Source organism: Sphingomonas sp. ERG5 (assembly GCF_000803065.1).
In the GTDB taxonomy this organism is placed as follows: domain Bacteria; phylum Pseudomonadota; class Alphaproteobacteria; order Sphingomonadales; family Sphingomonadaceae; genus Sphingomonas.
In genome coordinates this window covers 24,275-49,247 of record NZ_JSXI01000022.1, presented here as the reverse complement: position 1 = coordinate 49,247, position 24,973 = coordinate 24,275, and the positions used below count along the sequence as shown (strand labels likewise).

Sequence of the window (24,973 nt, the reverse complement as noted above, 5' to 3'; positions counted from 1 at the left end):
ATGCTTGATGCGACGCATAGAGCGATAGGCGATGACGCACCGCCAAACTCCCGCTCGCTCCCTCGTACGGCGGCTTGCCCGCCTGGCCCTGCTCGCGGGTTCCGCCCTGATTGTCACGGGGTGTGGCGAGCGCAGCAAGGGGCCCTACCCCTCGCTGCTGCCTCGCCCGATCGAATCGCGCAGCGATGCCGAACCCGAGATCGCACCCGTCATGGTCGAAGCCGATTCGGCGCTCGACAAGCGCGTTGCCGGAATCAGCGCGACGATCGACAGCACGCAAAAGGATTTCGCCATCGCGGCAACCAAGGCCGATTCGCTGTCAAAGGCCGCTCAGGGACAACCGGTGGGCAGCGATCGTTGGATCGAAGCGCAAAGCGCGCTGGCTGACCTCGACGTGTACCGCGCCTCGACCGTGTCGGCGCTGTCCGACCTCGACGACGCAGCAATGACTCGGGCAGCGGACGGCAAACCGCCCTATCCGAGTCTGGAAGCCGCGCGGACCGCGACGCAGAAAGAACTGGATGTGCAGACGGCACGGATCGCAACGCTGCAGACATCGCTGCCCGAAGCCCGATAATCAGCGCAAGCCTTTGAGCAACGGCAGGATCGTCGAATAATCGTCGCTCCACGGTGTGAAGCGCGGGTAGCGCGGCACCGGCGCCCAGGCGGCATCGCGCCTCTTCAGCGTGGCGATGGTGCCCGGATCGCGCGACAGGGCGATCCAGGCTGAGGCGCTTTCCGCCTGGTCAGCGCCCGCGCCCGGGAAATAGACCAGCTTTGCGGCACTCCATCCTCCCGCAACCGCGGCCGATGATACGACGGGCTCGAGGTTGAGGAAGCGGTTCGAGATGTGAACCAGCAGTACACCGTCATGGGCCAGCACGCGGCCATAGGTGTCGAACGCTTCACGCGTCATCAAATGCATCGGCACCGAATCCGACGAGAAAGCGTCGAGCGCAAGGATATCCAGCCCACCGGTCGGTTCGGCGAGAAGGTTGAGTCGCGCATCGCCGATCACGATCTTCGGGTTCGGCAGGCAGCGCGAGAGGAAGCTGAACTGGCCGGTGTCGCGTGCGATATGGACGACGACGGGATCGATCTCGTAGAAACGCCAATCCTGACCCGGTTGGGCGTAACAGGCCAATGTGCCCGCCCCCAGCCCGACAACGCCGACCCGCGCCTTGTCGCCATACAGGACCGGCAGCGCCATCATCGCCTGTCCGACGCCTGACTGGCGGATATAATAAGCGGTCGGCGTGCGCTCGCGCCGCTCGCTGCCGATCAGCTGCGTACCATGAACCGTGGTGCCGTGCGCGAGCTGCTGGGTCGTCGGGTTGCCGCGCACCGTATAGACACCAAAATAGCTCCGGACGCGCGCGCCGGGCTCCAGCGAGATCACGATCGAGCGATACCCGCCAAAGGCGATCAGTGCCCCGGCCAGGACAATGACGAACGCCGTCCGCACGCCAGTAACGATCAGCCCGAGCGCGACGATGATGAGGAACACGAAAGGCGGCGTCGGCTTGCCGTCGGGACCACCACCAGCGGCGTTGTTGATCACCGCCAGCACCAATAGCGCCATGGTCAGTGCGATCGTCAGGATCGCGATACGGTGCCGCTGCGCCGTGCCGTGCCAGAGGCGCCGAACCGGATCGATCAGAAAAGACTGCGGCACCAAGGCGCCCGCGGCGAGGATCAACAACGGATATTCATAGGTCCAGTCGAACACCAGGGGCGCGATCAACGCGGCAAACACACCCCCCAGCACGCCGCCGACCGACATGGCGAGATAGAAACCGGTCAGCCGATCGGGTGCCGGCCGCAACCGGTACATTGCAGTATGCAGCGCGACCGAGGTCATGAACAACAGCATCAACGCAAGCCCGGCGTTGAGGTAAGGCCGTTCCTGATACCCGCCGACCATCACGCCACCGAACAGCAGGATCGTGACCGGCGCGATCCGGGTCAGCAGGTCGGCAAGCGCGCGATTGCCGGCAAAAGCGATGGTGAAGCTCAACAGATACAGACCAAGCGGCATGACCCAGAGCAGTGGCATCGCGACAACATCGGTGGTGATATAGGTCGAGGTGGCGAGCATCAGCCCGGATGGCACCAGCGCCAGCGCGATCCACAACGCGACGCGCCGGCGTGTCGGCGGCGTGCTGGGCGCGACCGCTTCCTCGGTGAGCGCCACGGCCCTTTTCGGCAAGGTGAAGGCACAAGCCGCGACCAGGATCACGACGAGTATGTAACCCGCACTCCACAGCGCGCTCTGCCCCCGCAGCGCCAGCTCGGGTTCGACGATCAGCGGGTAAACGATCAACCCGCCAAAGCTGCCAAAGTTCGATGCTGCGTAAAGCGCATAGGGATCGCCGCCCTTGCTCGAAATGCTGAACCAGCGCTGCAGCAGCGGGGCCTGCGCCGAGACTGCGAAGAATAGCGGCCCGATCGACGCGCCAAGCAACCAAGGCACCCAGATCGCGGGTTGTGCGTCGGCCGGCAACTGCATCGACATCAGCCCGATCGGCAGCCACAGCGCCGCAACGACCAGCACCGCCAGATGGATCGCCGCCTGTTTGCGCGGGCTGACGCGGCCGAGCCAGTGCGCATAGGCATAACCGCCAAGCAGCAATGCCTGATAGACCAGCATCGCCGAATTCCACACCGCCGGCGCACCACCGAGGCGGGGCAACGCCATGCGCGCGATCATTGGCTGGACGAGGAACAAGAGGAACGACCCGGCCAGGATCGCGATCACGAACAGAGGCCGCGCAAAGCGGGCGGGTAACGCCGAAATTGCCATCAGGGTCGATAGATCCTGTACAGAATGTGATGCCGGAGCGGATCGCCCTCAGCCAATGCGGGGTGGTCGAAATCCTCATCCACCATGCGCGTCATGCCGAGACGCTCCATCAGGCCCCAACTGGCGATATTGGCGGGCACCGTCATCGCCGCGACGTCCGCCGCGTCGAGATGGGCCCAGACCCAATCCAGGCTCGCCTGGGCTGCCTCCCTGGCGTAACCCAGACCCCAGAACGGGCGCGCCAGCCGCCAGCCGATTTCAAGCTGATCGGCGATCGGCGTGCCGGGCGGGCCGAGCTTGACCCCGCAAAAGCCGAGAAAGGCGCCATCCTCGCGCCGCTGCAGCGCCCAGAAGCAATGCCCCACCCGATCCTGCAAGGCATTGTGGCGCCCGATCGCCGCGACGACGTCATCACGCGACTGGATCGGCCCGAGGTAGCGCATCACCTCCGGATCCTGGCCCATGGCGTGGAACGGCGCGACATCGTCGCTGCGCCAGCGGCGCAGGATCAGGCGTTCAGTCGTGATCATGCGATTGCCGGGTGGTCGATCGAAAAAATCACGCTGTGACGCAACGGGTCGTCATCAGCAAATATGGGATGAAGGAAATCTCCGGGGCGTTTCGTCATTCCCAGACGCTCCATCAGCCGCTGGCTCGCCAGGTTCCGGGCAGCGGTGATCGCGACGACTCGGGGCGCCGCCTGCCTGCTCCAGGCCCAGTCGAGGCTCGCCGCCGCCGCCTCACGCGCATAGCCCTTGCCCCACCAGGGCTGGGCCAGCATCCAGCCGATCTCGATTTCGCCTTCAGCCGGCGTGTTCTCCGCGCCGGGCTTCAGGCCGCAAAAACCGATCACACTGCCGTCCTGCCGCAGTTCGACGGTCCAGAAGCCCAGGCCGTGACTGTCACGATATCCGGCATGGCGCGCAATCGCCGCATCGCTGTCGGACGGCGACTTGATCGGGCCAAGGTCGATCATCACCGCGGGGTCGGCCCACATCGCGTGCAGCGCGGCGCGGTCGGCGGGCACGGGCCAACGCAGGATCAGCCGCTCGGTTTCAATCATGCGCGCAACAGCCGCGCGGCATGCGCCGCGTGATAAGTCAGCACGCCGGAGCAGCCCGCACGCTTGAACGCCATCAATGTTTCGAGCACCAGCGGGTCGCGCTCGCCCGCACCGGCCGCGACGGCCGCCTCGATCATCGCATACTCGCCCGACACCTGATAGGCGAAGACGGGTATCTGGAACTCCGCCTTCACCCGCAGGATGATATCGAGATACGGCAGGCCCGGCTTGACCATCACGCTGTCCGCACCCTCGGCCAGGTCGAGCGCGACTTCGCGCAGTGCCTCCTCGGCGTTGGCCGAATCCATCTGATAGGTCTTCTTGTCGCCCTTCAGCAGTCCGCGCGAGCCGACCGCGTCGCGGAACGGGCCATAAAAGGCGCTGGCATATTTGGCGGCGTAGGACATGATCTGGACGTTGTGATGGCCATCGCCTTCCAAGGCGTCACGGATCAGGCCGATGCGGCCATCCATCATGTCGGACGGCGCGATAATGTCCGCGCCCGCCGCCGCCTGATTGAGCGACTGACCGACCAGCACCTTCGCCGTCGCGTCGTTCATGACATAGCCGGAGTCGTCGACCAACCCGTCATGGCCATGCGCGGTATAGGGGTCGAGCGCGACATCGGTCAGCACACCGATATCGGGCACCGCATCCTTGATCGCGCGGATCGCGCGGCACATCAGATTGTCGGGATTGAGCGCTTCGCGGCCGTCATCGGTGCGCAATGCTGGCGGCGTATTCGGAAACAGCGCGACACAGGCGATCCCGAGCTCGCGTGCTTCGCGTGCCCGTGCGACGATCCCGTCTACCGACCAGCGTGACACGCCCGGCAAGGACGGGATCGGCTCCTCCACCCCCTGCCCTTCGGCGATGAACAGCGGCCAGATCAGATCGGCGGGGGTGAGGATCGTTTCGGCGTGGAGCCGGCGGCTCCAGGCGGAAGCGCGGGTACGGCGCAAGCGGAGTGCTGGGTATTGAGCGGACATGGCGCGACTTGTGGTGGATCGCGCATGGTCGCGCAAGCGTTACGGACCAGACAAGTCGCCGAATTCAGCCAATGAAGATCTCGCCTACCGGCCGGTCATGGTGATTGCCCACTCCTCGTGCCCGCCGAGTCGCTTGCTGTTCCATGCTGTTATCGAGGCAGAAATTTTTCCCCGCTGTTATGTTGGATTTTTCCCCGTTTTTAATCACACTATTCCAACATGTTATGCGAAAATATGCTGTTATTGAATAACAGCATGAAAACAGCACGATAACAGCATGCGTTTGGCCCGGAACAGCATGGCCGGCACGGCGTCTTTTTACTTGTCATGTGAAAGAGCGGACGGGGCCCGATCAGCCTATCGCCGACTCCATGATGGACCGCCCGGTACCGCGATTGAATCGATCGGGATTCAGCCCGTGGGATGTTGCCGCCCGGCCGGCTCGGTCGTGGCATGCGCCTGTTCGCCGGTTTCTTCCGGATCCGGCGGCACGGCCAGGACTCCGCGACGCCAGCCGCCATAGCGGTAATAGAGGAACGCCAGCAGTAGCGTAACGGACGAGCCGATCGGAAAACTCCACCATAGCGCATCCGCACCCAGATGGGGTTTGGCCAGAACCGCAAAGCCGATCCGCACCGGGTAAAGTGCAACGATCAGCGACAGCAGGGGCGCCCATACCGCGCCATTCGCGCGCACGGTCGAAAACAACACCATGGTCATGCCGAACAGGACGAAGTTCCAGCTTGCGATCAATTGAATATGGCGCGCGATCGGCATGGCGGGACTATGATCGCCAAGGAACAGCGCCATGACCGGCCGGTCGAACAGGATCACCGCAGCGACCATCGCCCCGGTCAGCAGGAAATTGGTCAGCAAGCCGGCATTGGTGATGCTCGACACCCGGTCCCAACGGCCCGCACCGATATTCTGCGCCGCCATCGCACTGACCGCCGCGCCGATCGCCAGCGCGGGCATCTGAATGAAACCCCAGAGCTGCTGCGTCACGCCATAGGCCGCAGCGGTATCCACGCCGAGCCGGTTGACCAGCCCGACCATGGCCAGGCCGGCGGTCGACATCACCAACATCTGCGCGCCCATCGGCAGGCCCTTGCCGACAATCGTGCGCACCAGTGCGGCCTCGGGGAGCAGGAAGCGCAGTTCCGGCCCGCGCAACCGGATCGGCAGATCGCGCCGATAGATATAGAAGAGCAGGGCAATGACCGAGATCAGGTTGGCCGTCAGCGTCGCCAGCGCGGAGCCGGCGATACCCAGTGCCGGGAACGGCCCCACGCCGATGATCAGCAATGGGTTGAGCACCGTGTCGAGCAGCGCGGTCAGCGCCATGAACCAGAGCGGCGTCATCGAATCGCCCGACCCGCGTAGCCCCATGCTGAGCAAGACAAGCAGCATCGACGCGGGCAAGCCAAGGAAGATGACGCGCAGATAATCGAGCGCCAATTGCATCGCGCCGCTCGGCGTGGCGAGCAAGTGAAGGATGTCGGGCGCGAAGACCCAACCGAGCGCGGCGATCACCACCGCACCGCCAACAACCAGGCCGACCGCCGAGCCGAACGCACGCCGCGCGCCCTCGATATCGCGCCGACCGACGCTCTGGCCGATCAGGATCGTCGCCGCCATGCCGAACCCGAACACCGCGCCGAAGGTCAGGAACATGATGATGTTGGCGTTGGAGGTTGCGGCAAGCGCGCCCTCCCCCAGAAAACGCCCGACCCAGATCGAATTGATCGCGCCGTTGAGCGTCTGCAGGATGTTCGACGCGAGCGTGGGCAGCGCGAAGAGCAGCAACGTACGGCGAATCGGCCCCGTCGTCAGGTCACGTTGGCCGGGGCGTGTCGCCACTAACCCAGTCGCCCCAATGCCGCCGTCAGCCGTTCGGCTTCGGCCGATTTCTCGGCATGGTCGGCCTGGGCCTTTTCCACCGCTTCGGGCTTGGCGCGTTCGACAAAGCTCGCATTGCCGAGCCGTCCCGCCAGCGCATCGCGTTCCTTCTCCGCCGCCGTGATCGCCTTGGTCAGGCGGGCGCGTTCGGTGTCGAGATCGATCACGCCCTCCAGCGGCAGGATATAGGTCGCTTCGTCGACGACGATCTGGATCGCACCACCGGCGGTCGGCTCCGCCTCGACATAATCGACCCGGGCGAGACGGCCGAGCACGGCCTTTTGCCGGGCAAGCCGGTCGATCGTCGCCACGCCGCCGTCACGCACATGCACCTTCATCCGAGCACCGGGCGCGATGTTGAGTTCGTTGCGCGCCGCGCGAACTTCACTGACCAGACGGATCAGCCAGTCGATTTCCTTGCTCGCCGCCGGGTCGATCGAGCGCGCATCGGCCATCGGCCATCTGGCAACGATCAGATCGGTGTCGCGCGCGCCGAGCTTCGACCAAAGCTCTTCGGTGATAAAGGGCATGAACGGGTGAAGAAGGACAAGCAGCTGGTCGAGCACCCAGCCGGCCACCGCACGAGTCTCGTCAGCCTCGGCACCGGTTGCGGGTGCATCCATCGTCCCGAGCACTGGCTTGATCAGCTCGATGTACCAGTCGCAGAATCGGCTCCAGCCGAACTGATAGATCGCATTGGCCGCACCATCGAAGCGGTAATCGGCCAGCGCGATATCGACCGCCTGCACCGTCTGGATCGTCTCGGCGATGATCCAGCGATTGACCGCAAGCTTCGCTTCGGGCGCTTCGAGCGTCTTGCTCGCGCCGATGCCGTTCGACTGGCAGAAGCGCGCCGCGTTCCACAGCTTGGTCGCGAAGTTGCGATAGCCCTCGACCCGCTTCTCATCCATCTTGATGTCGCGGCCCTGGCTTTCCATCGCCGCCATGAAGAAGCGCAGCGCATCGGCGCCATACTGGTCGATCAGCCCGAGCGGATCGACGGTATTACCTTTCGACTTGGACATCTTGGCGCCATCGGCCGCACGGACGAGACCGTGCAGGTAAAGCGTGCGGAACGGCACGTCCTTCATGAAGTGCATCCCCTGCATCATCATCCGCGCATCCCAGAAGAACAGGATGTCGAAGCCGGAGATCAGCACGTCATTGGGATAACGGCCATGCAGGGTCGGGTCACCATTCTCGGGCCACCCCATCGTCGCGAAGGGCCACAACGCTGACGAGAACCAGGTGTCGAGCACGTCGCTGTCCTGAGTCAGCGCAACACCCTCGCCCGCCAGCGCTTGCGCGCCCGCCTCATTCTCGGCGACGAAAATACGGCCATCCTCGGCGAACCATGCCGGGATACGGTGTCCCCACCAGAGCTGGCGAGACACGCACCAGGGCTGGATATTCTCCATCCAGTTGAAGAAGGTCTTTTCCCAGGTCTTGGGCACGACCTTGATAGCGCCCGACTTGACCGCCTCGATCGCCGGCTGGGCGAGCGTCGCCGCGTCGACATACCATTGGTCGGTCAGCCACGGCTCGATCACCACGCCCGAGCGATCGCCATAAGGCGTCTGGATCGTGCGCGGTTCGGAATCGTGCTCCGCCCCTTCCTTGTCGATGTGCGGCACGAGAAAGCCGCCCGCCTTCAGCCGCGCGACGACTTCCTTGCGTGCTTCCGCCGTGGTCAGACCGATCAGTTCGGCCGGAATCAGCCCGTCGGACGTCTGTGTCACCTGTGCCTTGGCATCAAGCATGTTGAGCATGTCGCCGGCCTTGAACCCTGCGCGCTTGCCCACTTCGAAATCGTTGAAGTCGTGACCCGGTGTGATCTTCACCGCGCCCGAGCCCAGTTCGGGATCGGCATGCTCGTCGGCGACGATCGGGATGAGGCGACCCGTGATCGGCAGCCTGACGTTCTTGCCGATCAGTGCGGTATAGCGTTCGTCGGTCGGGTTCACCGCGACCGCCATGTCGGCGAGCATCGTTTCCGGGCGCGTCGTCGCAACCGAGATGAAACCCGACCCGTCCTCGAGCGGATAGCGCAAATGCCAGAACTGGCCGTTGATCTCGCGCGTCTCGACCTCAAGATCGCTGATCGCGGTGCCAAGACCCGGATCCCAGTTCACCAAGCGCTTGTCGCGGTACAGCAAGCCCTGGTTATGGAGATCGACGAACACCTTGAGCACGGCCTTGCTGAAGCCCTCATCCATGGTGAAGCGTTCGTTCTTCCAGTCCATCGAGCAGCCGAGGCGGCGCAGCTGCTGGGTGATGATCCCGCCGCTTTCCGCCTTCCACTCCCAGACCTTCTCGACGAATTGTTCGCGCGTGAAGTCGGTGCGCTTCTGCTGGTGCAGCGCCATGTTGCGCTCCACCACCATCTGCGTGGCGATGCCGGCATGGTCGGTGCCGACCACCCAGAGCGCATCCTTGCCCTTCAACCGGGCGTGGCGCGCGAGGATGTCCTGCAACGTGTTGTCGAGCGCATGGCCGATGTGCAGATTGCCCGTCACATTGGGCGGCGGGTTGACGATCGTCCAGGGCTCCGCACCGGGGCGATCGGGGCGGAACAGGCCTTCACTCTCCCAATGGGCGTACCAGCGGGATTCGATTTCGGCGGGGTCGAAGGTTTTGGGAAGTTCGGTCATGATGTGGCGGCTTTAGCGACATGATCGCACCGCTGCCACCTTCATTCAGGCCGCTATTGCCGATCCGGGAATAGCGCAGGCACATCGGCGCGAAGAGCGTGTTCCAAGTCCGGCGGAAGCTTTTCGAAAACCGTCATTTGCCCGCGCGGCGCGAGGGCAGCGACCAGCGCCGGCTGCCCCGTCGAATTGTCGAATATGAGGCATTCGTCCACGCGGTTGATAAACCAGGCAAGTTGTTCGAACGATCTGATTCGGCGCGACGCCACTTTATCGGCGGGCACATCATGCCCTCCGTCCGCTACGCGATTACGAATGCGGCGAAGCTGCAGGTCACCCGAGTCGAGGACGACATAGATCATGCGCACTTCGAACCCGCGATCCTTGGCCCGATCGACGAGCCGCCGATATTTGGGTGAGGAGAGCACGGTTTCGACACCGATCGTCTGATAGGTGTCGATCGATGCATCGAGCCATGCCTCGATCGCTGAACGGCGACGAGATTGGCAGCATCGGGCAGATGCCCTTCCTGTTCGACAATCTTGGCAGTCAGCAGATCAGGGTTGATGATCCAGACCGAGCCACCCCATCCTTCGATATCGGTGCGATTATAGAGCGAACTCTTGCCGCTGCCATTCGGCCCGGCAACGATCCAGAAAACGGGTTTATCAGGCCTGCGCGGCGTCTTCGACGGCACGCGCGCGCTTTCGTCGATCGCTCGTAATCCGCCGCACGTTGGACCGGAAAGCGGCAAGAATATCCTCAGCGAAGGTTGCGCTGTCCGCTTGCACGACCTTCATCTGGATAACCGACCCATCCGGCGCCCGGACGCGCTTGGTCGGCAGATCGCTCGGACGGACTTGCTTGGCCTTGGTCATCATATTTCTCCATGACCTAGATAGGAAGCAAGAGGAAGCAAGGAGAGCCTTACTTCGACCCTGTCCATTTCCCCATCCAGCCCAGCACCTCGCCATACCATTGGCGGCTGTTCTTCGGTTTCAACACCCAGTGATTCTCGTTCGGATTGACCACCAGCCGCGACGGGATTGCGCGCCGTTGCAGTGCGGTGAAGGCCGCCAGCCCCTGAGTATAGGGAATGCGGAAATCCTTTTCACCGGTAATCACCAGCATCGGGGTCTTCCATTTGTCGACGAAATTGACCGGGTTCCATTTTTCATATGCGGCGGGATCCTCGAAATAGGCCTTGCCGCCATGTTCCCACTCGTCGAACCACAATTCCTCGGTCTCGTACGCCATGGCGCGGGCGTCGAACACGCCGTCATGCTGGACGATGCACTTGAAACGATCGGGCCACTGCCCCTCGATCCAGTTCATCATATAGCCGCCATAGGATGCGCCCAGCGCGCAGGCATTGTTGCCGTCGAGCCAACCGAATTTGGTCGTCGCGGCGTCAAGGCCCTTTTGCAGATCCTGCAGCGGCCAGCCGCCCCAATTGTTGCGGATCGCATCGGTGAAGGCCTGACCGTAACCGGTCGAGCCGTGGAAATCGACCGCGACCAGCCCGTAACCGGCGCCGGCGAACACCGCCGGATTCCAGCGGTACGACCAGCTATTGTTGCTCGACCCCTGCGGTCCGCCATGGACCATGAAGGCGACCGGCACCTTCGCACCCGCCGTGAGGCCGGCGGGCTTCACCGCATAGCCCCATACCGTGTCGTTATTCGCGCCGGCGAAGCTGAAGCGCGAGACGTCGGGCATATCGATCCCGGCAAGCTTGCCGGCATTGACCGCCGTCAGCCGCGTGGTCTTCTTGCCCGAGAGTAACCAGAAATCGTCCGGCGCGGTCAGGCTGTTCAGCGCAAAGACAATGCCCTTGGCGGTCGGCACAACACCCGACACATGCCCCAATTGCGTCAGGCGCGTGACTTTGCCGCTCGCCGTATCGACCGCAAAGGCCGGGGTTTCCTGCGTATCGTCGGCGGTAACGTAAATGGTCTTGCCATTCGCCGCCCAGGCGATCGAGCCGACCGAGCGGTCCCAGGCCTCTGTCAGCGCACGGACCTGCCCGGTCGCGAGATCGCGCAGCATCAGCACCTGGCGATCGGCCTCATAGCCGGGACGCTTCATGGCGAAATAGGCCAGGCTGCGGCCATCGGGCGAGACGGTCGGCAGATTGTCCATGCCGTCATTGGCGTCGGTCAGGTTGACCGGCGCCGCTGAGCCATCGGCGGGAACAGCGAAGATATCGAGGTTGGTCGACATGGACTCTATCCGCCCCGCCTCTCGCAGCGCGAAATAGACGGTCTTGCCGTCAGGGCTCCACGATACTTCCTCACCGCCGCCAAATGGCTTGGACGGCGCATCGCCGACCAGCGTTCCGCCGATCGCCACACCGTCACCGCTGGCGCCATCGGCATTGAGCGGGAGCACGAACAATTGCGAACGGCTGCCGTCTGACCATGTGTCCCAGTGCCGCACGAACATCTGGTCATACGTCCGCGCCGCGCCGGCGTTCGGGTCCTTCTTGACCATGGCCGGCGCGAGGCTCGGCGCACCGGGCCTGCGATCGGCCCAGACCAGGATCTTGTCCCCGGTCGGTGCAACCTTGAAGCCGCCGAATCCGCCCTGGAAGCCGGTCAGCTTGCGCGGTTCGCCGCCCGTGATCGCGACCGACCAGATCGCATCGTCGCCACCCTTGTCGGACTGGAAATAGACCGTTGAGCCGTCAGCGGAGATTTGCGGGCCGGTTTCGTTGACATCAGCCTCGGCGACAAGCTTTTCTGGTTTGGCATTCTTCTTCGTCAGGTCGAGCCGCCACAAATCGAAGCGCCCCTTGTCGGCGGCGAGATCGGTCTCGCGCTGTTGCCAGACCAGCCAATGACCATTGGCCGACACGTCGGGCGACGACACGCGCGACAGCATCGTGACATCGTCGATGGTGAGTTGGCGGGCAGCGGCTGGGTTGGAGGCTGCGGCGATCGCGATCAGGCTCGCGGACAGGATCATCTTCATGGTCGCAACGATAGAGCAGATGACGCCGCCTGAGCAACGGCCCGACCGTGGCCATTGGGCGACACTGCGCCATCATTCATATCCTGAAAACAGGTCCTGGCGCGGGCAGTTCATCCGCTTTCTCGCCACTCGGCAACCCGCGCGAAGGCGCGCAATGCTTTGCCGACTCTCCGCCAGCGCTCGATGGATTTCACGCGACGGTTCAGCGGTGGCGCGCGCCACGGTCGATCATTGGGAGCGTTGCGATACCATGTCGCCCGCGGCGCAAGCGACTGCCTAGCGAGGCTGTCCCGTGATCCGCGCAATCTCACGCGCGACCATCGTCTCGACCATCGCGGGCAGATGCGAATCGAGCCAGTCGCGCAGCATCGGACGGATCATCTCCCGCACCATGCCTTCGAGTGTGTCCGAGCCAGCCACCTCCGGCTTGATCACCATGCGCGACAAGGCTTCGAGCGGACTGCGGCTGGCCGCAGTGGTGTGCGGCGACAGGATCGGTTCGATCGGTGCAGGGGGAAATTCCGCCACCGGCGCTTCCTCGTCGGCCGCCTGGAACGGATCGCTCAGTTCGAGAATCGCGCCATGGCCGAAATCGTCGGTAGCGGTGCTGGGCAGCGGCACTGGAGCGCCTACCGGCTTGCGCACGCCGCGTGCGGATGCGGCAGCGTCGCCCTCTTCGGCGATGATGCGTTTGATCGACGAGAGGATGTCCTCCATCGACGGTTCGGCGCTGACATCCCCCATCGGCAACCCTTAAACCCGAGCGACCGCGTTTGGAGCGGTCCTACTTCGGCTCACCTGCGGGATTTGCGGTACCCCTGTCAACCGGCGCGTCGAGAATCGGGTCGAGCTGGCCAGTGACCTCGGAGGTCTGCGCCGGAGTCTGGCGGGTGCTCGTACCCACCGCCTGCACATCGGGCGCCGAACCCCAGTCGGACCATTTTCCGCTCACGCGCTTGTAGTTGGTGACCGGATCGTACAGCGCGCCGCCATCAAGACCGAGGTCGCGCGCCTCGGCACGGCCCATCGCGGCTTGCAGCGCGAAGCGCGCGACATAAGAATCACGTCGCGCCGTCACCAGAGTGACTTGCGAGTTGAGCAATTCCTGTTCTGCGTTGAGAATGTCGAGAATGGTGCGGTTACCGACGCTGTTTTCGGCGCGAACGCCTTCCAGCGACAATTTGTTCGCATTTACCGCAACCTCGGACGAGGCGATGACCTCCTCCGATGATTTCCATACCGCATAGGCGGACCGGGTATTGGCGACGACCGTACGCTCAGCCTCGGTAGCCTGTTCGATCGCCTGGCCGCGGCGCTCCTGCGATTGACGAATCTGTGCCGCCGGGCGCCCGCCCTGGTATAGCGGAACGCTGACGCCAACACCGACCGTGGCGGATTTACCCGATTGAGTGGCAAGCGGCCCGCCACCCAATGACCCAAAATAGTTATAATAATTGCCGCCAACATTGACGCTGAGCTTCGGCAGCCTGCCCGCGCGCGCCGCATCGACATCGAATTTGGTGGCATCGCGCGCCTTTTTCGCGGCGAGCAGAGTCGGATTCCGCTCCAGCGCGATATCGACGGCGCCTTCGGCATTGGCCGGCGTATCCGGAATCGCGGGCGGCTGTTCCAGCGTACCCGGCGCATCTCCAACCAGGCGAATATAGTTTTCGCGGCTCGAAATCAGCTTGGATTGGGCGGTCTGCAACTGGCTGCGCGCAAGCGCCAGTCGCGCTTCGGACTGCGCGACGTCAGTGCGGGTCAGATCGCCAACCTGGAAGCGATCGCGGCTTGCCTGCAGATTGACGTCGAGCACCTTCACATTCTGCTGATTGAGCGAAACGATCGCCGCATCGCGAATCACATCCATGTAAGCGCCGACCACGGCAGTGAAGAGCGACGATTCGGTGCCGCGCAGCCCAAGCTGATTTGCCTCGACCCGCGTTTTCGCCGCAGCGACGGAATTCCGCACCGCGCCGCCGCTGAAAATCGGCACCGAAAAATTCGGCGTCGCGACGAGCTGTCGGTCCGGCGACACAAAGTTGTTGGAGGCTTTCAGGACGTTTTCGGAATAGCCGCCCGTAACATCCAGTGACGGCAGGCCCTGAGAGCGTGCAATCGGCACATTCTCATCTTCCGACCGGACTCGCGCACGCTCTCCCGACAGCGTCGGATTGGTATTATAGGCCTTGGCCAGCGCGTCGCGCAGCGTCTCCGCCGCCGCGGGTGCGGCGATCAGCGTCATGGCGGTTCCGACGAGAAAATAGGTCCGACGCATAGTCAGCGGCATCTTTCAGAAGGTGAAGGTCTTGGCCCGGGCAAAACCAGGCAGCGGAACACAATCGATATCGGCGAAATCGAGCAGCGCGAAACCGCCCTCGCTCTTGCGGCCCGATGCCAGCCGAGTGATGCCGCGATCGGCGATTCCGGCGACGACGCGCCCGCCATCGCGCAGCTGCGCGACCAGCGATTCGGGAAGCTGTTCGACCGCGCCGTCGATCATCAGCACATCATAGGGGGCGCCATCGGCATGCCCGGCCTCAAGCGGCCCTTCGACCACGGTCACCTTTGCCGTGTCGGCCAGCGCCTCGCGCGCCAGCCCGGCAAGCGCGGCATCATTTTCCACGGCGACCACCGAAGCGACCATCTCGGCCAGCACCGCGGCGGTGTAGCCGCCGGCCGCGCCGATCAGCAGCACCTTGTCGGCGGGCAGCAGATAGGCTTCGGTCAGCAACCGCCCGGTCGCGATCGGCACATTCTGGAAACGCCCCTGTCCCAACGGCAGCGCGGTATCGCGATAAGCGATCGCCTGCGCCTCAACCGGCAGGAATGCTTCGCGCGGGACACGCGCCATCGCCGCGACCACGCGCGGGTCGCTCACCGCGTTGGTGCGCAACTGGCTTGCCACCATCGCATGGCGCATGGTTACGAAGCGGTCGGAATCGGTTGCCGTCAGTTTCATTGTGCCACCTTGTCGCACAACTGTTTTAGTCGCGCAATACACTTGTTTCTCTGGCGGGCTTGTATCGCGCGACAGGCTCCGCGCCAAGCGAGCGTTGCAGCCGCTGTGGCTGATTTTCTCGCCGATGTTCACAGTGGCGGTTGACAGGCACCCCGCCCCCTGTGCATTTCGCGCCCCTCGCATCGGGGCCCGATGGCGGAGTGGTGACGTAGAGGACTGCAAATCCTCGCACCCGGGTTCGATTCCCGGTCGGGCCTCCAACAGCCGGTTTCAGGCGGTCGCATAAGACCCCCTGACCAACAGCACGGGCATGGCGAGATGCCCCGAGGCCAGACCGGAGCGAGCGACAGGCGGCGATGAGATTCGAACCCGGAGCAGTTCTGCGCGGCGCCGATCTGTCGGACACCGAGCTCAGCGACCTTGATCTCTCCGGCGCGGTTTTCGAAGACTGCACCATTGCCGATCGCAACATGTCGGGCACGCGCTTCGAGGACGCCCGTTTTTCGAAATGCCGCATCATCCGTTGCCGGTTCGCCAGCGCGGATTTCCGCGATGCCATTTTCGAACAATGCACCTTCGCGGACGATCAGGGCCATGTCGGCGCGCAATTTGCCTTTTCGCGACTGGGGCAGGCCCGTTTTCACCGCTGCGACCTTTCGTTCGCGGCGTTCGAACGGTCGGACCTTCATGCCCTGGAAATGGAAACCTGCAATCTGCGCGGCGCGACATTCAAGAATGTCGATTTCGCGCGCAGCTTCGGGAAGAAGATCCTCAGATGGGCAGGCGCCATCAGGGGCTGCAATCTCGAACTGGCCGACCTCGCCGGGCTGCGCATGCCCGACTGTGATCTCAGCAACAGTCGATTTCGGGAGGCGGTCCTTTTCGATGCCGACTTCGAAGGCGCCGATCTGCGCGGTTGCGATTTCGGGCAGGCGCTCATTGCCGGCGCCAGGTTCGCCCGCGCCGATGTTCGGGGAGCGGACCTGACGGGTATGAACCTGACTGAGCTGGCAAGCTTCAACGAGATAAAGGTGTCCATGGATCAGGCATCTCAATTGCTGACCGCAATGGGTGTGGACGTCTGTCCCGAATGAACGATGGAGACGGACTCAAACGGCCGAGCCCGGCGCTGATGAACCGATCGAAGAATCCCGCCGATCGCTGGTCGGATGTCGACTTCCTGAAATTGCCGAAGGCGGTCGATTAGCCCGATTTCCGCTTGAACAGGTTGCGGAACGGATAGGCGAATTGCGCGCGATAACCGCGCGGCACCTCCTCCACCACGCCATAACCCGTGGGCCATTCACCCTTGGGGAAATGATGCGTGCCGAACAGCCGGTCGAGCCAGGGGAAGTGGATCGCGAAATTCTTGTCGATCGCGACATCCTCGATCCCGTGATGCCAATGGTGGAAGCGCGGCGTGACGAGGAACTGGCCGAGCCGGTCAAAATCACCACGCAGATTGGCGTGCACCAGCGAGGCGTAGATATAAACCATCGCGACATAGGCCTGCATCACCGACGGCGCGAAGCCGAAGGTCAGCAGCGGCAGCGAGGTTACCCCGCGCAGCAGGATGATTTCGACAAAGTGCATCCGCGATCCCGCCAGCCAGTCCATCGACCTGGCCGAATGATGCACGGCATGGAAACCCCATAGGAAGGGCCAACGGTGAAAGGCGCGGTGAAACCAATATTGCGTCAGGTCGGTGAGGAACATCGCCGCAGCGAACTGCACCAGCCAGGGCAAGCCGCCGACCCAGGCGCGGAACTGACCGAAATTGCTCGTCGAAGCCATGATGAAGGTCGATGGCGCCAGCGCGAGGAAGGTGATCAGTTGCACCATCATCGAGCTGACGAGATAATAGAACAAATCCTCGCGCCATTCGGTGCGAAACAGGCGCTGGTTGCTGCGATGCGGGAAGATCCGTTCGATCGGCGCGAACATCAACCCCGTCGCGATCATGTTCAGCGCGAAGAAATCAATTCCGAAAAAGATCCCCCAATTGTGACTTTCACTGGGCTGGACCGCCGCGCCGCCAAGCAGGGTGGCGAGCAGCGCGATGATCAGCGCGGTGGCACCAAGCGCCTTGCGCGGCCGGAGCAACAGGCTGAGCAGCGCCAGGCCATAGGCCGCCAGCAACGTGATATGGACAAAGGCGCGAAAGCCGCTCAGCCCGCGGACCAGCTCCAGCTGCGGCATTGCGAACCATTCCGGCCAGCGCAGCGCCGCGACGAAGCATAGCCCGGCCACGGCGAAGACCAGCGCGAAGAACCCCGCGAACCAGCCGGTACCGAAACCCCGCGCCTCGATCGGCGCCTCGAGATCGCGCAGCAAATTGCCGACCAGTCCCCGCTTCATTGCCCGCTCCCCTTTTCGCTGTGTCCGGTCATATCCCATGCGCGCGGGGAAAAGCCATCATGTCAGATCAGTCGCTCAAGCAGGCCGATCAATGGCAGGTCGGCGGGCGGCATGGCCAGCGCATGAAGGTCAGCCGGTGCGACCCAGTCGATCGCCGTCGCGTCCAGCGCGCGCGGCGCGCCACTCCAGTCGCGACAGATATACAATAGCAGCAGCAGATGCCGCTCGCCCAATGCTTCGCTGGCAAAGGCCGCGGGGGCAATCGCCGCCGGCGAAACGATGATGCCGAGTTCCTCTTCCAGTTCGCGGATCAGCGCGGCCTCGGGCGTTTCCCCCGGCTCGAGCTTGCCGCCGGGGAACTCCCACAGCCCGGCCATCATCTTCCCCGGCGGACGTCGTTGCACCAGGACCCGACCCGCGCCATCGATCAAGGCTGCGGCAACCACAGGAAATAGATCCGATCCCGCAGTTTTTGTGACGGCGTTCGCCATTGGTTAACTCTCTTGTCCTAGTTTGAAGTCATATTTATGGCTCAGGCGAACCCGCATGACGATGATGAGGATGATCAAAAGGCTCGCGGGAGATCGTAGGGGTGGCACAGCCATCGAATACGGCCTGATTGCCGCACTCGTCGTCATCACGATGATCGCCGCCTTTATCGAGGTTGCCAACACCACCACGTCGATGTGGGGCAATGTGAACACGAAAATGGAAAATGCACGCGCGGGAAACTAAAAAGTTCCCCGCCATCGGGTTTTCGATACGTTTTTTCGGTCCGGCTTAAACTTTCATCAACCTAGCGCTCCTAAACCTGTCTTTGCTGTCCCGGTCCTCCGGTTCAGCCGGGTAACTGAAGCTTGCTAACTGGAGACCGGAAATGAAGAAGATTCGCAATTTCATCAAGAACAGCAAGGGCGCGACCGCCATTGAATACGGCCTGATTGCAGCGCTGATCGCAGTCGCAGCAATCGCCGCAATGCAGGGCCTGGGCAACCAGCTGAAGACCACGTTCACCAACGTGTCGTCGAACATGAAGGCTACCTAAGCTTTCAACAACTTGTAAGAATTTGGCGGCGAAACTCCGGTTTTGCCGCCTTTTTCTTATCGCCATCGACAAGATGGTTAACGCTGTATTGTTCCGATTCTCAAAGCCGCCCCATGGCGAGAAACTTTTCGCGACGCGCCTGACGTAGCTGCTTGGGATCGAGTCCGCTCAATTCACCCAATGCGCTGCCGATCGCATCGCCGAGCGCCGCGATCGCCATTGCCGGATCGCGATGCGCACCGCCCAGCGGCTCCGGCACGATCATATCGATCACGCCAAGCCCCTTCAGGTCCTGCGCCGTCACCTTCATCGCCTCGGCCGCATCGGCAGCCTTGTCGGCGGTGCGCCACAGGATCGACGCGCAGCCTTCGGGTGAAATCACCGAATAGACGGCATGTTCGAACATCAGCACCTTGTTGGCCGCCGCGAGCGCGATCGCGCCGCCCGAGCCACCTTCACCGACGATCGCCGCGACCATCGGCACGCCCAGCGCCAGGCATTGCTCGGTCGAGCGCGCGATCGCTTCGGCCTGGCCGCGTTCCTCGGCCTGGACGCCCGGGAAAGCGCCCGACGTATCGACCAGGGTGACGACCGGCAGGCCGAATCGATCGGCCAACTGCATCAGGCGGATCGCCTTGCGATAGCCCTCGGGTTTGCCCATGCCGAAATTATGCCGCAGCCGGCTGGCGGTATCGTCGCCCTTTTCATGGCCGATGACCATCACGCGCTGCCCGCGGAATTGCGCAAAGCCGCCGAGAATCGCCTGATCATCGCCAAACGCACGATCGCCCGCGAGCGGCATGAAATCGTCGAACAACCCCGCGACATAGGTCAGGAAATGCGGCCGTTCGCCATGCCGCGCGACTTGCGTCTTCTGCCATGGTGTCAGCCGCGCATAGGTATCGCGCAGCGCCTTGTCGGATTTGGCCTGCAATCGCGCCACTTCGGCATCGATATCGACCGTGCCATCGGCAGCGGTCTCACGCAGTTCATCGATCCGCCCTTGCAGGTCGGCGATCGGTTTTTCGAAATCGAGGAAGCTTGCCATCAGGTCGCGTCGGTTAAGCCCCCTGCCCTTTCACGTCAACGCGCTCCTTCGCGTCGGCGCGGTGCTTCGCATCGGTCAACGGGTGGCGGCTGTTGACCAGTTCGACCAGTCGCGCGCTGTCGACATGGGTATAAATCTCGGTCGTGGCGATGTCGGCATGGCCAAGCATCGATTGCAGCGCGCGCAAATCCGCACCGCCTTCAAGCAAATGAGTGGCAAAGGCGTGACGCAGGACGTGCGGGCTGACGCGATCCGGCGGGATGCCCGCTTCGGCGGCCAGCGCCTTCAACAGCTGATAAAGCCGCACACGCGACAAATGGCTCTTGCCCGAGGGGAATAGCCATGCGCGATCGGTGGCGACCAGATCGCGCCACACCGCCACCGCCGCCCGCGCCCGGTCGGAAATCGGCACCAGTCGTTCACGCCCGCCCTTGCCGCGCAGAATCAGATAGGGCCGGTCGGGGGCGATGGCGTTCCGCGGCAACGACACCAGTTCGGTCGCGCGCAAGCCCGACCCATAAAGCAGTTCGACCAGCGCCAGCAGCCGCAAGTCGTTCGGATCAGGCGGATCGCGCGCGATCCTGGCGGCGATCGCGGCGAACAGCCGATCGACATCGCCGTGCCCGAGCGTTTTGGGCAGCGCGCGCTGCGCGCCCGGACGGGGCAACGCCGCCCCCGGATCGTCAGCCCGGTGCCCTTCATCGGCGAGAAAGGCATAGAATCGACGCAACGCCGCCGATTTGCGCGCCACACTGGAACGCGACAGCGTCAGCCAATGCTCACCCAACCGGCCCAGATCAGCGGTCGATGCCGTGGTCAGCCGGTATTCGAGATACTCGGAGGCCAGCATCAGGTCGCTGCGATAGGCGGCGACGGTATTCTTCGCCGCCCCCGCCTCAGCCGCCATCATTTCCAGGAACCGCTCGACCAAATCCCTATCGGCCAAACCCTTATCCGACAGCGACCGGTCCGCCGGCATGGTCAAAGCCGGGCGATCGCCTCGGCGGCGATCATCCGCGCTTCGCCGTCCAGGCCCACGGCCCGTAGCGCACTGACCGTCCGGAACAGGACTTCGGGCGGAACCCCGTGCCAATCACTGGTTTGCATGCCGATCGCCGCAAGCAGGAGCACCAGACCCGGCTGGTTCTGCCGCGCGGCGCGGTCGATCGCCCGGGTCCAGCTATTCTCAGTGCCGATCGATACCTCAAGCGAGCGGGCACCACCCTCGATATCGCCGGTGGGAATCTTGCCCAGCCCCGCCATGCCGGCAAAGAACATCCGCCGTTTCAGGCCGCTGCCGTCATTCTTGCCGGAATAAGCGCTGACATCGCCATAGCTGTAAGCCCTTGGCGCGTCGGGTTCGGCCAGCACCAGCATCGCCCAGGCATCGCTGCCCTTCTCCGCACGGCTCCGCCAGCGTTGCGCAAAACTGTCCAGCCCGGCGGTCAACATCGACGCGACGACCCGGTCGACATCGGCATCCACCGTATCGAGCGGCAGCCGCGCCACCGCCCGTGCGGTCAATATCAGTCGCGCGAAGCGGCCATCGGCGGTCTTGGGTTCGTCCCACAAGCTGCGCAACGCGGTCATCCGCTCGGCCCGGGTCGCGCCATTATAGGCGGTGCGGAGATCGCGGGCGACTGCGATCTCGGCGATCGACTGATCGTCCCCGCCATCGAGCGCGCCATAGAGATCGACCAAAGCCGCATTCGACAGCACACCCCGTGCCGCGGCATACTCCGCCGGCGCGATACGGCTGCGCGTATCGAGCATCGGCGACAAGGCACGCCACGACTGCACATGCGGTGCGGCGGTCTTCAGCAAGCTGTCGGGAATCACGGTTCCCGTCGCCGTGGCCAGGCCATAGCGAAACGCCGTCAGTTGCGAGACACTGTCCCACTCGATCGTGATCGCCTGGCGTCCCCGCGAGCCGGAGCCGGCGACCTTCTTCGCGAGCAGCATGTCGATGCCGCGCGCAACGCCCGCTTTCTCCGCGGCGTTGAGCGCCGGGGTCGCCTTGGCCGGCAATCCGGCCAGCCCGGCGCAAATGCCCGGCGCAAGCAGCCAGGCGCGTTCGCGCGCGACCCTGGCGCCCTCATCGGCAAGTGTGCAGAGCCCGCCGGGGTCGCCGGTCGCCAGCGCCGCCTGCATTGCCGCCTGATAGAGTTTGGGCGTGTAATTGTCCGAATCGACATTCTGCACGAGCGCGCGTGCCGCAACCGATTCGCCCATCCGAACCAGCAGCCAGGCGCGCTCGGCAGCGAAATCGGCGCCATTGACGCGCGCCGGCGTGTCGATTCGCGCTACAATCGCGCGGCGCAAGCCGATCGACAGCCAGCGCGAGGCGATCGGCCCATCCAGGCGCCGCATCAGATTTTCGAGATAGAGCCCATCGGCGCCACGGAACGCGGTCGGCCCAAGCGCGCCCTCTGCCGGGCCGGCGGCGCCGACACTGGCCAGCGATCGCCGCGCATAGTCCGGCATCTCATAGCGAACGCTCGTCGTGACTTGCGGCAGCGTGGGATCCACGACGGGCGGCGTCGCCGCCGTAACCGGAACATCCGGTGCGTCGGGCGAGTCCGGCAACGCCGGCGCGGAAACCGCCCCGGAGGCCGTCGGGCGCGGCACCGGCACAGCCGTTGTCGGACGTGGGCGTGGGGGAGCCGTCGGCGCGGGCGTCGTGACCGGTTCGTTGAACCCGGGCGGCAGCAGCGATTCAGGCTTGTCCTGACCCAGCGCGGGGATTCCCGCGCCGAGCAACATCACCGCAATTGCGCCGAGCGAAGCGCTAGTTCGAGAGATTCGCAAGCGGAACCACCTTCTCGACCCGAACCGGCGCCTTTTCCTTGGCGCTTCCGGCGAGCAAAAATAGTCCGCCGACCAGCACGACAAGAACGACGATGAGCGTAACCATCAAGCGGGACATGAAAAAACCCTGTGAAAACCAATGGGTGAAAACGAATTACAATCCGGGCGCAGCGACCTTTTGCCGCAGACGCGGGGTCGCTGTATAGCCCCGGCGCAATGTTGCAAAGCCACTCGCCTCCTGAGCCCTGGACCGGCCTGCCCATCGTTCTCGTCGGCCTGATGGGTGCAGGCAAATCGACCGTCGGCCGCCGGCTCGCCGCGCGCATGCGCTTGCCCTTCGTCGATGCCGACACGGAAATCGAGACCGCAGCCGGAATGTCGGTCGCCGACATCTTCGAGAAATTCGGTGAAGCGCACTTCCGCGACGGTGAACGCCGCGTCATCGCACGGCTGATCGATGGCACGCCAAAGATCATCGCCACCGGCGGCGGCGCCTTTATCAATGACGAAACACGCGCGCTGATTCTCGACCAGACGATCGCGATCTGGCTCGACGCCAATGCCGATGTGCTGGCCGATCGCGTACAGCGGCGCGATTCCCGTCCGCTGCTGCGCGGGCGCAATCCGCGCGACGTGCTGATCGAACTCGCCAAGGTGCGCAACCCGTTCTACGCGATGGCGCCGATCCGCGTGCCGAGCCACCACGCGCCGCACGAAGTTACCGTCAACGCCATCCTGAAAGCCCTCGGCACATGAGCATCATCACCGTCGAGCTGGGTGCGCGAAGCTATAAGGTGATCGTCGAGAATGGCTTGCTCGCCCGGGCCGGCGAGCATCTCGCGCCGCTGTCGCGCGGACGCACCATGGCGATCGTCACCGACGAGAATGTCCGGCCGCATCTCGCCACGCTGCAAGCGTCGCTGAGCGCTGCGGGCGTCGCGAGCGAAGCGATCATCCTTCCTCCCGGCGAAGGCAGCAAGAGCTGGGCGACGCTGGAATTGCTGACCGATCGCCTGCTCGATCTCGGCATCGAGCGCGGCGATCATGTCATCGCGCTTGGCGGCGGCGTGATCGGCGATCTGGTCGGCTTTGCGTGCAGCATCGTCAAGCGCGGCTGCGGCTTCGTGCAAATCCCGACAACATTGCTTGCCCAGGTCGATTCGTCGGTCGGCGGCAAGACCGCGATCAATTCGCGTGCCGGCAAGAATCTGGTCGGCGCGTTCCATCAGCCTGCACTGGTACTGGTCGATCCGACCACGCTCGACACGCTGCCGCTGCGCCAGGTTCGCGCCGGTTATGCCGAAGTGGTGAAATATGGCCTGATCGACGATTTCGAGTTCTTCGAATGGTGCGAAGCCAATGCCGCCGCCTTGCTCGCGGGCGATGCCGACGCCCGAACTTATGCGATCGCCCACAGCATCGCCGCCAAGGCACGCATCGTTGCCGAGGACGAATATGAAACGACCGGCAAGCGGGCATTGCTCAACCTCGGCCATACCTTCGGTCATGCGCTGGAGGCGGAGGCGGGTTTTTCCGACAGGCTGTTGCACGGCGAGGGCGTCGCCGCAGGCATGGCGCTGGCCTTTGGTTATTCGGCGCGGCGCGGCCTGTGTACGGGTCAGGACGTCGCGCGTGTCACCGCCCATCTGCGCGCCATCGGCTTGCCCGACAGCGCGCCGGCGGCGAACATCAATGCCGATGGGACAACGCTGGTCGCGCACATGCTGCATGACAAGAAAATGGACGCCGGCACCCTGCCCTTCCTGCTCGCGCGCGGCATCGGGAAGACCTTTGTCGACAAGTCAGTCGAGCTGGCGGACGTAACGCGCTTTCTCGACGAGCAGCGCGAGATGGCCGCTGCCTGAGTTCGACCCAGCGCATATGGCGAGGATGTCGTGATGAAGGGTGTGCTTGTTTCGTTTTTGGTGCTGATCTCGGCGATCGCATCGACGGTTTCCGCTACCCCCGTTCCCGCCAGTTTTGACAGCACTGGTACGGACAAGGCAGCAATCGAGACGTTGCTCGACAGCTATACCAAAGCGGTATCGACCAAAGATCAGGCGCTGTTCGAATCGCTACTGCTGAACAAGGCCATTCCGTTTTCGTCCGCCAGCTCGGCGATAAAGGCCGGGACCACTGAACAGAGCACCCGGCACTATGACGATTTCCGCAAGGGAGTGTTCGAAGGGCCGAAATTCACGCAGCGCTTCCAGGACATCCACATCCAGCAGGACGGGCCGTTGGCCAATGTGTCGCTCGTGTTCGTGAACACATCGTCTCAAGGCTCAAACTGGGGCTGGAAAACGCTTCAGCTGCTCAAGGTCGATGGCCGGTGGAAAATCGCGAGCGAGTTCTTCACAAACCATGACTGAACACC

26 protein-coding genes and 1 tRNA gene are annotated in these 24,973 nt (G+C 63.7%); 8 read left to right on the top strand and 19 right to left on the bottom strand.

Annotation, left to right across the window (positions count from 1 at the left end; translation table 11 throughout):
• Window positions 1-31 precede the first annotated feature (31 nt).
• Window positions 32-577 carry a hypothetical protein gene (locus OO12_RS08420; protein ID WP_034158234.1) on the top strand — a complete coding sequence of 182 codons (546 nt, stop codon included), beginning with the start codon at window positions 32-34 and terminating at the stop codon, window positions 575-577.
• On the opposite strand, the gene OO12_RS08415 is transcribed toward OO12_RS08420, so the two are convergent.
• The 13 genes from OO12_RS08415 to OO12_RS08360 form a co-directional block, all read right to left on the bottom strand.
• The gene (locus OO12_RS08415) at window positions 578-2,803 is read right to left on the bottom strand and encodes a spermidine synthase (protein ID WP_034158233.1); all 2,226 of its coding nucleotides are present in this window, start codon (window positions 2,801-2,803) and stop codon (window positions 578-580) included. It lies immediately after the preceding gene.
• Window positions 2,803-3,333, bottom strand: a complete 531-nt coding sequence (locus OO12_RS08410; protein ID WP_034158232.1) for a GNAT family N-acetyltransferase — start codon at window positions 3,331-3,333, stop codon at window positions 2,803-2,805. The genes OO12_RS08415 and OO12_RS08410 overlap by 1 nt, the downstream gene beginning before the upstream one ends.
• The gene (locus tag OO12_RS08405) at window positions 3,330-3,866 is read right to left on the bottom strand and encodes a GNAT family N-acetyltransferase (RefSeq protein WP_034158231.1); all 537 of its coding nucleotides are present in this window, start codon (window positions 3,864-3,866) and stop codon (window positions 3,330-3,332) included. Before OO12_RS08405 ends, OO12_RS08410 begins: the two co-directional genes overlap by 4 nt.
• Window positions 3,863-4,855: a porphobilinogen synthase gene (gene hemB / locus OO12_RS08400; protein WP_034158230.1), complete on the bottom strand. Its 993-nt coding sequence runs from the start codon at window positions 4,853-4,855 to the stop codon at window positions 3,863-3,865. The genes OO12_RS08405 and hemB overlap by 4 nt, the downstream gene beginning before the upstream one ends.
• 411 nt (window positions 4,856-5,266) lie before the next feature.
• Entirely contained in the window at window positions 5,267-6,715 is a 1,449-nt protein-coding gene (locus OO12_RS08395; RefSeq protein WP_235364719.1) for an MATE family efflux transporter, read from the bottom strand.
• On the bottom strand, window positions 6,715-9,405 hold the full coding sequence (locus OO12_RS08390; RefSeq protein ID WP_034158228.1) for a valine--tRNA ligase: 2,691 nt from the start codon (window positions 9,403-9,405) through the stop codon (window positions 6,715-6,717). The genes OO12_RS08395 and OO12_RS08390 overlap by 1 nt, the downstream gene beginning before the upstream one ends.
• A 53-nt stretch (window positions 9,406-9,458) precedes the next feature.
• Window positions 9,459-9,764 carry a hypothetical protein gene (locus OO12_RS29095; RefSeq protein ID WP_235364718.1) on the bottom strand — a complete coding sequence of 102 codons (306 nt, stop codon included), beginning with the start codon at window positions 9,762-9,764 and terminating at the stop codon, window positions 9,459-9,461.
• The gene (locus tag OO12_RS29090) at window positions 9,761-10,099 is read right to left on the bottom strand and encodes a hypothetical protein (protein ID WP_235364717.1); all 339 of its coding nucleotides are present in this window, start codon (window positions 10,097-10,099) and stop codon (window positions 9,761-9,763) included. The genes OO12_RS29095 and OO12_RS29090 overlap by 4 nt, the downstream gene beginning before the upstream one ends.
• Window positions 10,071-10,280, bottom strand: a complete 210-nt coding sequence (locus OO12_RS08380; protein WP_152616324.1) for a hypothetical protein — start codon at window positions 10,278-10,280, stop codon at window positions 10,071-10,073. The genes OO12_RS29090 and OO12_RS08380 overlap by 29 nt, the downstream gene beginning before the upstream one ends.
• Window positions 10,281-10,329: 49 nt before the next feature.
• On the bottom strand, window positions 10,330-12,375 hold the full coding sequence (locus OO12_RS08375; protein WP_034158226.1) for a S9 family peptidase: 2,046 nt from the start codon (window positions 12,373-12,375) through the stop codon (window positions 10,330-10,332).
• A gap of 276 nt (window positions 12,376-12,651) precedes the next feature.
• Window positions 12,652-13,119: a DUF2497 domain-containing protein gene (locus tag OO12_RS08370; RefSeq protein ID WP_034158225.1), complete on the bottom strand. Its 468-nt coding sequence runs from the start codon at window positions 13,117-13,119 to the stop codon at window positions 12,652-12,654.
• Between the two features lie 40 nt (window positions 13,120-13,159).
• Window positions 13,160-14,653: a TolC family outer membrane protein gene (locus OO12_RS08365; RefSeq protein WP_034158248.1), complete on the bottom strand. Its 1,494-nt coding sequence runs from the start codon at window positions 14,651-14,653 to the stop codon at window positions 13,160-13,162.
• A 15-nt stretch (window positions 14,654-14,668) separates the two neighbouring features.
• Window positions 14,669-15,337, bottom strand: a complete 669-nt coding sequence (locus OO12_RS08360; protein WP_052215670.1) for a protein-L-isoaspartate O-methyltransferase family protein — start codon at window positions 15,335-15,337, stop codon at window positions 14,669-14,671.
• Window positions 15,338-15,523: 186 nt separating this feature from the next.
• Between OO12_RS08360 and OO12_RS08355 the strand changes: the two genes are divergently transcribed.
• Both OO12_RS08355 and OO12_RS08350 read left to right on the top strand, forming a co-directional pair.
• A tRNA-Cys gene (locus OO12_RS08355) sits at window positions 15,524-15,597 on the top strand.
• Window positions 15,598-15,693: 96 nt separating this feature from the next.
• Window positions 15,694-16,431 (top strand): pentapeptide repeat-containing protein, encoded by a 738-nt coding sequence (locus OO12_RS08350; protein ID WP_034158224.1) that lies wholly within the window; start codon window positions 15,694-15,696, stop codon window positions 16,429-16,431.
• Window positions 16,432-16,540: 109 nt separating this feature from the next.
• On the opposite strand, the gene OO12_RS08345 is transcribed toward OO12_RS08350, so the two are convergent.
• The gene (locus OO12_RS08345; protein WP_034158223.1) at window positions 16,541-17,695 is read right to left on the bottom strand and encodes a sterol desaturase family protein; all 1,155 of its coding nucleotides are present in this window, start codon (window positions 17,693-17,695) and stop codon (window positions 16,541-16,543) included.
• Between the two features lie 62 nt (window positions 17,696-17,757).
• Window positions 17,758-18,186 carry a (deoxy)nucleoside triphosphate pyrophosphohydrolase gene (locus OO12_RS08340; protein ID WP_034158222.1) on the bottom strand — a complete coding sequence of 143 codons (429 nt, stop codon included), beginning with the start codon at window positions 18,184-18,186 and terminating at the stop codon, window positions 17,758-17,760.
• 55 nt (window positions 18,187-18,241) lie between these two features.
• On the opposite strand from OO12_RS08340, the gene OO12_RS08335 reads away from it, so the two are divergent.
• On the top strand, window positions 18,242-18,430 hold the full coding sequence (locus OO12_RS08335) for a Flp family type IVb pilin (RefSeq protein ID WP_235364716.1): 189 nt from the start codon (window positions 18,242-18,244) through the stop codon (window positions 18,428-18,430).
• 142 nt (window positions 18,431-18,572) lie between these two features.
• Window positions 18,573-18,740 carry a Flp family type IVb pilin gene (locus OO12_RS08330; protein WP_034158221.1) on the top strand — a complete coding sequence of 56 codons (168 nt, stop codon included), beginning with the start codon at window positions 18,573-18,575 and terminating at the stop codon, window positions 18,738-18,740.
• A 100-nt stretch (window positions 18,741-18,840) separates the two neighbouring features.
• Here the strand turns inward: OO12_RS08330 and OO12_RS08325 are convergent, their stop codons facing one another.
• From OO12_RS08325 to OO12_RS28900, 4 genes are all read right to left on the bottom strand, one after another.
• The gene (locus tag OO12_RS08325) at window positions 18,841-19,788 is read right to left on the bottom strand and encodes an acetyl-CoA carboxylase carboxyltransferase subunit alpha (RefSeq protein ID WP_034158220.1); all 948 of its coding nucleotides are present in this window, start codon (window positions 19,786-19,788) and stop codon (window positions 18,841-18,843) included.
• Between the two features lie 13 nt (window positions 19,789-19,801).
• Complete coding sequence (locus tag OO12_RS08320; RefSeq protein ID WP_235364723.1) at window positions 19,802-20,698, bottom strand: tyrosine-type recombinase/integrase; 897 nt, start codon at window positions 20,696-20,698, stop codon at window positions 19,802-19,804.
• 71 nt (window positions 20,699-20,769) lie between these two features.
• On the bottom strand, window positions 20,770-22,551 hold the full coding sequence (locus OO12_RS08315; RefSeq protein ID WP_235364722.1) for a hypothetical protein: 1,782 nt from the start codon (window positions 22,549-22,551) through the stop codon (window positions 20,770-20,772).
• Between the two features lie 25 nt (window positions 22,552-22,576).
• Complete coding sequence (locus OO12_RS28900) at window positions 22,577-22,714, bottom strand: hypothetical protein (RefSeq protein WP_200887416.1); 138 nt, start codon at window positions 22,712-22,714, stop codon at window positions 22,577-22,579.
• 98 nt (window positions 22,715-22,812) lie between these two features.
• On the opposite strand from OO12_RS28900, the gene OO12_RS08310 reads away from it, so the two are divergent.
• The 3 genes from OO12_RS08310 to OO12_RS08300 are packed head-to-tail and all read left to right on the top strand — an operon-like array spanning window position 22,813 to window position 24,968.
• Complete coding sequence (locus tag OO12_RS08310; protein WP_034158218.1) at window positions 22,813-23,352, top strand: shikimate kinase; 540 nt, start codon at window positions 22,813-22,815, stop codon at window positions 23,350-23,352.
• Window positions 23,349-24,461 (top strand): 3-dehydroquinate synthase, encoded by a 1,113-nt coding sequence (aroB, locus tag OO12_RS08305; RefSeq protein WP_034158217.1) that lies wholly within the window; start codon window positions 23,349-23,351, stop codon window positions 24,459-24,461. Before OO12_RS08310 ends, aroB begins: the two co-directional genes overlap by 4 nt.
• A gap of 33 nt (window positions 24,462-24,494) precedes the next feature.
• A complete protein-coding gene (locus OO12_RS08300; RefSeq protein WP_034158216.1) occupies window positions 24,495-24,968 on the top strand; it encodes a nuclear transport factor 2 family protein in 474 nt (157 codons plus the stop codon).
• Window positions 24,969-24,973: the final 5 nt, after the last annotated feature.